5 protein-coding genes are annotated in these 6678 nt (G+C 66.1%); all 5 read left to right on the forward strand.

The genetic code is table 11. The annotated features are described in order from the left end of the window. Window positions 1–26 precede the first annotated feature (26 nt). On the forward strand, window positions 27–3239 hold the full coding sequence (locus VKI00_RS32295; protein WP_324447359.1) for an adenylate/guanylate cyclase domain-containing protein: 3213 nt from the start codon (window positions 27–29) through the stop codon (window positions 3237–3239). A gap of 49 nt (window positions 3240–3288) precedes the next feature. Further along, on the forward strand, window positions 3289–4656 hold the full coding sequence (locus VKI00_RS32300) for a 2-polyprenyl-6-methoxyphenol hydroxylase-like oxidoreductase (RefSeq protein ID WP_324447361.1): 1368 nt from the start codon (window positions 3289–3291) through the stop codon (window positions 4654–4656). A 10-nt stretch (window positions 4657–4666) separates the two neighbouring features. After that, window positions 4667–5419 carry an FAD-dependent thymidylate synthase gene (gene thyX, locus VKI00_RS32305; protein WP_324447363.1) on the forward strand — a complete coding sequence of 251 codons (753 nt, stop codon included), beginning with the start codon at window positions 4667–4669 and terminating at the stop codon, window positions 5417–5419. A 46-nt stretch (window positions 5420–5465) separates the two neighbouring features. Beyond that, window positions 5466–6368 carry a 4-hydroxy-tetrahydrodipicolinate synthase gene (gene dapA, locus VKI00_RS32310; RefSeq protein ID WP_324447365.1) on the forward strand — a complete coding sequence of 301 codons (903 nt, stop codon included), beginning with the start codon at window positions 5466–5468 and terminating at the stop codon, window positions 6366–6368. A 19-nt stretch (window positions 6369–6387) separates the two neighbouring features. Continuing rightward, on the forward strand, window positions 6388–6678 hold a 291-nt coding region (locus tag VKI00_RS32315), incomplete at its 3' end, for an MBL fold metallo-hydrolase (protein WP_324447367.1).

Below are 6678 nucleotides of genomic sequence, written 5' to 3' on the forward strand. Positions count from 1 at the left end.
CCACTGATCAGCGGCGGGAGAGGCGGATGGGGTCAGCAGGCGCGGTGTGCCGAGCATGCGGCACTGAGCTTCGCCACGGCGCCCGGTTCTGTGACGGCTGCGGGGCACCTGCACCACAAATCGGAGAGCAGCCTGAGTTCAAGCAGGTGACGGTGTTGTTCGCCGATGTGGTGAATTCCCTGACGATCGCCTCGACGCTCGGGGCGGAGCGGTTGCGCGAGATCATGGCCGACGTCTTCGGCTGCGCGGCAACGATTACGCGACGCTATGGCGGCACGGTCGACAAGTTCACCGGCGATGGCATCATGGCGCTGTTCGGTGCGCCAGTCGCGTTGGAGGATCACGCTTTTCGGGCCTGTTTGGCGGCGTTGGACATCCAAGAGCAGATCGGGCAGCTGGCCGAGGGGGTACAGCGCCGCGACGGCGTCACGCTGCGGCTGCGAGTCGGGCTGAACTCAGGCCAAGTGATTGCCGGCGAAATCAGCTCTGATGTAAGGGCGTACACCGCGGTCGGCGAGCAGGTCGGGTTGGCGCAACGGATGGAATCGGTGGCCCCGCCTGGCGGAGTGATGCTCAGTGAGTCCACGGCGCGGCTGGTCGAACACGCCACCGTGCTGGGGGCGCCCGAGTTGGTCCACGTCAAGGGCGCCGAGGAGCCGTTACCGGCGCGCCGGCTACTGAGGGCCGCCGCCGAGCGCGTGGAGATCGGCCGGCGCGAGCCGACCCTGGTCGGACGCACCTGGGAGATGAACACCGTGGCCGGCATCCTCGATCAAGCGATCAACGGTGCCGGTTGTGTGGTCGGGGTGGTTGGGCCACCCGGTATCGGCAAGAGCCGCATCATGCGCGAGGCCGTGACGCTGGCTACTGGCCGCGGCGTCGAGGTGTTTTCCGTCGCCTGCGAATCCCATACCCGCGAGGTGCCGTTTCTCCTGGTGGCGCGCCTTTTGCGCAGGGTCTTCGGGGTCAGCGGCCTCGACGAGAACGCAGGTCGAGCGCGAATCCGGGCGCGCATACCCGACGCCAACCCCGAGGATCTGCTGCTGCTGGACGACCTGCTCGGGATCGGCGACCCCGACGCCGCACTGCCCGACATCACCGCCGATGCCCGTCGGCGCCGGTTGGCGGCCCTGTTGAACGCGGTCGCCCTGAACCGGACCGCACCGGCGCAGTACGTGATCGAGGACGTGCACTGGATCGACGAGGTCAGCGAGGCCATGCTCGCTGCGTTCGTCACTGTTGTGCCGCAAATCCATTCGATGGTGCTGGTGACCTATCGTCCCGAATACCGGGGTATGTTGTCGCGAACGCCGGGTGGGCAGATGATCTCGTTGGCACCGCTGAACGCGGCGCAGAGCGCGGCATTGACCACCGAGCTGCTGGGTACTGACCCGTCGGTGCGTGCCTTGGCCGCGCGGGTCGCCGAGCGCGCCGCCGGGAACCCGTTCTTCGCCGAAGAGATGGTGCGTGACCTGGCTCAGCGCGGCGTGCTCGACGGCGATCCCGGCGCGTACATCTGCTGTGACGGCGCCGCAGACATCAGCGTGCCGGGCACACTGCAGGCCACCATCGCCGCCCGCGTCGACCGTCTGGGTAGGTCGGCCAAGCAGTTCCTGTATGCCGCGGCGGTCGTCGGTGCGCGGTTCAGGGTTGAGCTGGTGGCCCCCTTGCTGGATGACATCGAGGCAACCAATGCGATTGCCGAGCTACTGCAGGTGGAGCTGATCGACCAGGTGATGTTCACCCCGCGCGCGGTGTACGCATTTCGACACCCGTTGATCCGGACCGTCGCCTACGAGTCACAGCTGAAGGCCGGGCGCGCCGAGTTGCACCGGCGGTTGGCCAACGCGATCGAACAGCAGGATCCCGGGGCGGCCGACGAGAACGCCGCCTTGATCGCCGAACACCTGGAGGCTGCCGGGGATTTGCGCGCAGCGTTTGACTGGCACATGCGCGCCGGCGCCTGGTCGTCGTTTCGCGACATTCGGGCGGCCCGCACCAACTGGCAGCGGGCTCGCCAGGTTGCCGACCGGCTACCGCCCGACACCCCGTTTCGGGCGTCCTTGCAGATCGCCCCGCGCAACCTGCTGTGCGGCACCCTGTGGCGAACCGGCGGCAGCATCGCCGACACCGGTTTCGACGAACTGCGAGGTCTGTGTACCGCGGCCGACGACAAGGTGTCGCTGGCGATCGGCATGACCGGGTTCATCATGGCGCTGACTTTTCACAACCGCTTCCGCGAGGCAGCGCAGGTGGCTTCGGAGCAGAGCGAGCTGCTCGAATCGATCGGTGATCCGACGCTGACCGTGGCTCTGCTGTTCGCTGCGATCTACGCCAAATGCCAGGCCGGCGAGATGATCGAGGCACTGCGGTTGGCGGATCGACTCATCGATTTGGCCGACGGCAACCCCACCAAGGGCAACTTGATCTTCGGTTCACCGCTGAGCACCGCGATCGCGATGCGCGGGCACGTCAAGATGTGCCTGGGAATGCCAGGGTGGCTAGACGATGCCGCCAAGTCAATCGCGATGGCAGCTCCGCTCGATCCGACGAGTTACGTCTTCGCCCTGTTGTGGAAGTACGTGGCGTCCATTCCATTCGGAGCGCTGCCGGCCGACGAGACCGCCATGCGTGAGACCGCCGAGGCGCTGCGCATCGCCGAGGGTTCCAGCGACGACTTCGTTCTATTCATGGGTCTCCTCAGCCGAGGCCTGGTTCTGGTCACTCGCGACGGAACGCAACGCGACCAGGGCCTCGACCTGTTCACCAAGACGCGCGATGCCTCACTGGCGGAACGGTTCTCGCTGAGCCCGTTGATCATCGTCGACCCCGAATTTGCTATAGAAAAGGCCCGCACCGGGGATCTGGACGGTGCCGTCGAAATGGTGCGGACAGTCGTGGATGGTGCGTACGAAAGCGGCGACATGATCTGGCGCGGAAGGGCCACCGAAGTCTTGGTGCAACTGCTGGTCCGACGCGGATCCGATGGCGACCAACATAAAGCGCAAGCGGCGATCGACCGACTGGCCGCCGTACCCACCGATCCCGGCTTTGTGCTCCACGAACTCCCGTTGTTGCGTTCGCGGGCGCTGCTGGCGCTCGCGCGCGGCGATGAAAACAGCTATCGCGACTTCTTGGATCAACACCGTGTGAAGGCAACAGCCGCCGGTTATGACGCCGTCATAGTCATCGCAGATGCGACTGTGGTTGCGCCCCAACATGACTCGGCAGCCAGGTAGATCGTCAGTGGCAGAACTTGGCAAGCATGCGGTCGTTCTCGGAGCGAGCATGGGCGGATTGCTTGCCGCACGAGTTCTGGCCGAGTTCTTCGAGACGGTCACGGTCGTCGACCGGGACGAATTACCCGACGATTCCGCTGTCCGACGCGGCGTTCCACAGGGCCGGCACGTTCATGTTCTGCTGGCCCGCGGCGCGCAGATCTTGGACGAGCTCTTCCCCGGGTTTCTCGATGATCTGGTCGCCGACGGTGCGCCCGTGTGGGGTAACGGAGAGCTGTCCGAGCTTCTTTTGTCTTTCGGCGGCCACGAGGTTGTCCGCTCGGGAAGGGTCGTGAAGGACCCGAAAGCGCTGGCGATTCACATGCCGAGCCGGCCTTTTCTGGAATACCGTGTGCGGCGGCGCCTTCAGGCAATGAGCAACGTGACGATGCTCAGCCGCCACGAGGTGGTCGAGTTGGCCGCGACACCGGATCGTCGGCGCATCACCGGAGTGCGAATGGTCAGCCGCGACGAGGGTGTCGAACGGGAACTTACGGCTGATGTCGTGATGGACGCGATGGGCCGCGGTGCGCACACGCCGGCCCTGCTGGAGAGCCTCGGGTATGGCCGACCGGTCGAGGACCACATCGTTATGCACACGAACTACGTCAGCCAACTACTGCGAATCCCCGCGGGCACGCTGAAGGAAATGCTGGTCGATATCGGCCCCGCGCCGGACAGGCCGGCCGGAATGTTTCTGAGCGGCTACGAGAACGACACGTGGATGTTCACCGTCTTCGGGATGGTGGGGCACCAGCCGCCCCGCGATCTGGCCGGCATGCTGTCATTCGCTGAGGCGTACTGTCCCACGCACCTGATTGCGGCGATGCGGGCCGCCGAACCGATCGGCGACGTCGCGCATCATCACATGCCGTCCAGCCAGTGGCGACGCTACGACAAGATGACCCGACTGCCCGATGGTCTGCTGGTTTGCGGCGACGCAATCTGCAGCTTCAACCCCATCTACGGCCAAGGGATGACGGTGGCCGCGTTGGAGGCCGTCGCGCTGCGGAAGTGTTTGCGTTCCGGCGACGCCGACCTGCCGCGGCGATATTTCCGTGCCGCAGCGAAATCGGTCGGCGTGGCCTGGCAGATGGTGGCGAGCCTGGACCTGGCCCACCCGGGGGTGACCGGACGACGGTCGAGTTGGATGCGGGCTGCCACCCGGCTGGTGGATTGGGCGCTGGCAGCCTCTGAGTCCGATCCGGTTGTCGCTGTGCGCTTCTTTCGAGTCAACAGCCTGATCGATGCTCCCTTTCGCCTGCTGAATCCCGCATTCGTCGGCCGGGCCGCAGTGGTGAACCTGCGCCGTCGCCGAGGCGGTGGACAACCTCGGCAAGCCGAAGTGGCCGGCAGGACCGCATCGTCGCCGGGCTAGGGTGTTCGCCGTGGCCGAGACCGCGCCGTTGCACGTGCAACTGATCGCCAAGACCGAGTTCTTCGCGCCGCCGGATGTGCCGTGGAGCACCGACGCCGACGGCGGGGAAGCGCTGGTCGAATTCGCCGGCCGCGCGTGCTATCAAAGCTGGTCCAAGCCCAACCCCAAGACCGCGACGAACGCCGGCTATCTGCGACACATCATCGACGTCGGGCATTTCTCGGTGCTCGAGCACGCGAGTGTGTCGTTCTATATCACCGGCATCTCGCGGTCGTGCACTCATGAGCTGATCAGGCACCGGCACTTCTCCTACTCGCAGCTGTCGCAGCGCTACGTGCCGGAAAGGGAGTCCCAGGTCGTCGTGCCGCCGGGTATCGAAGACGATGCCGAGCTGCGGCAGATCCTCGCCGAGGCCGCCGACGCCAGCCGAGCTACCTATAACGAGCTGCTGAGCAGGTTGGAAGCCAAGTTTGCCGATCAACCCAACGCGCTGTTACGGCGCAAACAGGCTCGTCAGGCCGCCCGCGCCGTGCTGCCCAACGCCACCGAGACCCGCATCGTCGTCACCGGAAACTACCGAGCCTGGCGGCACTTCATCGCGATGCGGGCCAGCGAGCACGCCGATGTCGAGATCCGGCGACTGGCGATCGCATGTCTGCGCCAGCTCGTTGACGTCGCGCCCGTGGTGTTCGGCGATTTCCAGATCGGAACGCTGGCCGACGGCACCGAGGTGGCGACAAGCCCGCTAGCCACCGAGGCCTGAGCCGCCGCTACCTAAAAAGGCTGGCGCCGCCAGGTAATCTGGGTGCGTGAGCACCAGCGGATTCGACGTCTATACGCGCCTGGGCACGCTGTTGACCGCCATGGTGACGCCGTTCGGGCCCGACGGCTCCCTGGATATCCCGGCCGCGGCGCGATTGGCCAATCACCTCGTCGATGCCGGCTGCGACGGTTTGGTGATATCGGGAACCACCGGCGAGTCGCCGACCACGACCGATGCCGAAAAGCTCGCGCTGCTGCGGGCCGTGCTGGAGGCGGTGGGCGACCGGGCCCGGGTCATCGCCGGCGCGGGCACCTATGACACGGCGCACAGCGTCCAACTGGCCAAGGCGTGTGCCGCCGAGGGCGCACACGGACTGCTGGTGGTCACGCCGTACTACTCGAGACCACCGCAGGCCGGGCTGATCGCGCACTTCACCGCGGTCGCCGACGCGACCCCGCTGCCGGTGCTGCTCTACGACATCCCGCCACGCTCGGTCGTGCCGATCGAGTCCGAGACTTTGCGTGCGCTGGCGGCGCATCCCAACATCGTCGGGGTGAAAGACGCCAAGGGTGACCTGCACGCCGGTGCACAGCTGATGGCCGAAACCGGCCTGGTGTATTACTCCGGCGACGACACACTGAATCTGCCCTGGCTGGCGATGGGGGCCACCGGATTCATCAGCGTGATCTCGCACCTGGCGGCCGGTCAACTCCGGGACTTGCTGTCCGCCTTTGCCTCCGGAGACGTCACCACCGCCCGCAAGATCAACGTCGCGATCAGCCCGCTGTGCAATGCGATGAGTCGTCTCGGCGGGGTCACGTTGTCTAAGGCAGGATTACGGCTACAGGGCATCGAGGTGGGCGACCCGCGGCTGCCGCAGGTGGCCGCGACCGCCGAGCAGGTCGACGAACTGGCCAGCGACATGCGCGCGGCTTCGGTGCTGCGGTGAGCCTTACGGTGGCTCGCAAGTGGATGTAGACGCATCGCCACCGGGTCCGCTGGCCACTGGCGGTCTGCGGATCACCGCGTTGGGCGGAATCAGCGAAATCGGCCGCAACATGACGGTTTTCGAGCATCTGGGTCGGTTGCTGATCATCGACTGCGGGGTGATGTTCCCTACCCACGACGAACCCGGCGTCGACCTGATCCTGCCCGATCTGCGTCATATCGAGGGCCGGCTCGACGACGTCGAGGCGCTGGTGCTGACCCACGCGCATGAGGACCACATCGGGGCGATTCCGTTTCTGCTCAAGCTGCGT

Source organism: Mycobacterium sp. (assembly GCF_035314665.1).
In the GTDB taxonomy this organism is placed as follows: domain Bacteria; phylum Actinomycetota; class Actinomycetes; order Mycobacteriales; family Mycobacteriaceae; genus Mycobacterium.

Bases quoted from the DNA above. Each gene is read 5' to 3' on its own strand.
- VKI00_RS32295 (WP_324447359.1), top strand. From the start codon at position 27: ATGGGGTCAGCAGGCGCGGTGTGCCGAGCATGCGGCACTGAGCTTCGC.
- VKI00_RS32300 (WP_324447361.1), top strand. From the start codon at position 3,289: ATGGGCGGATTGCTTGCCGCACGAGTTCTGGCCGAGTTCTTCGAGACG.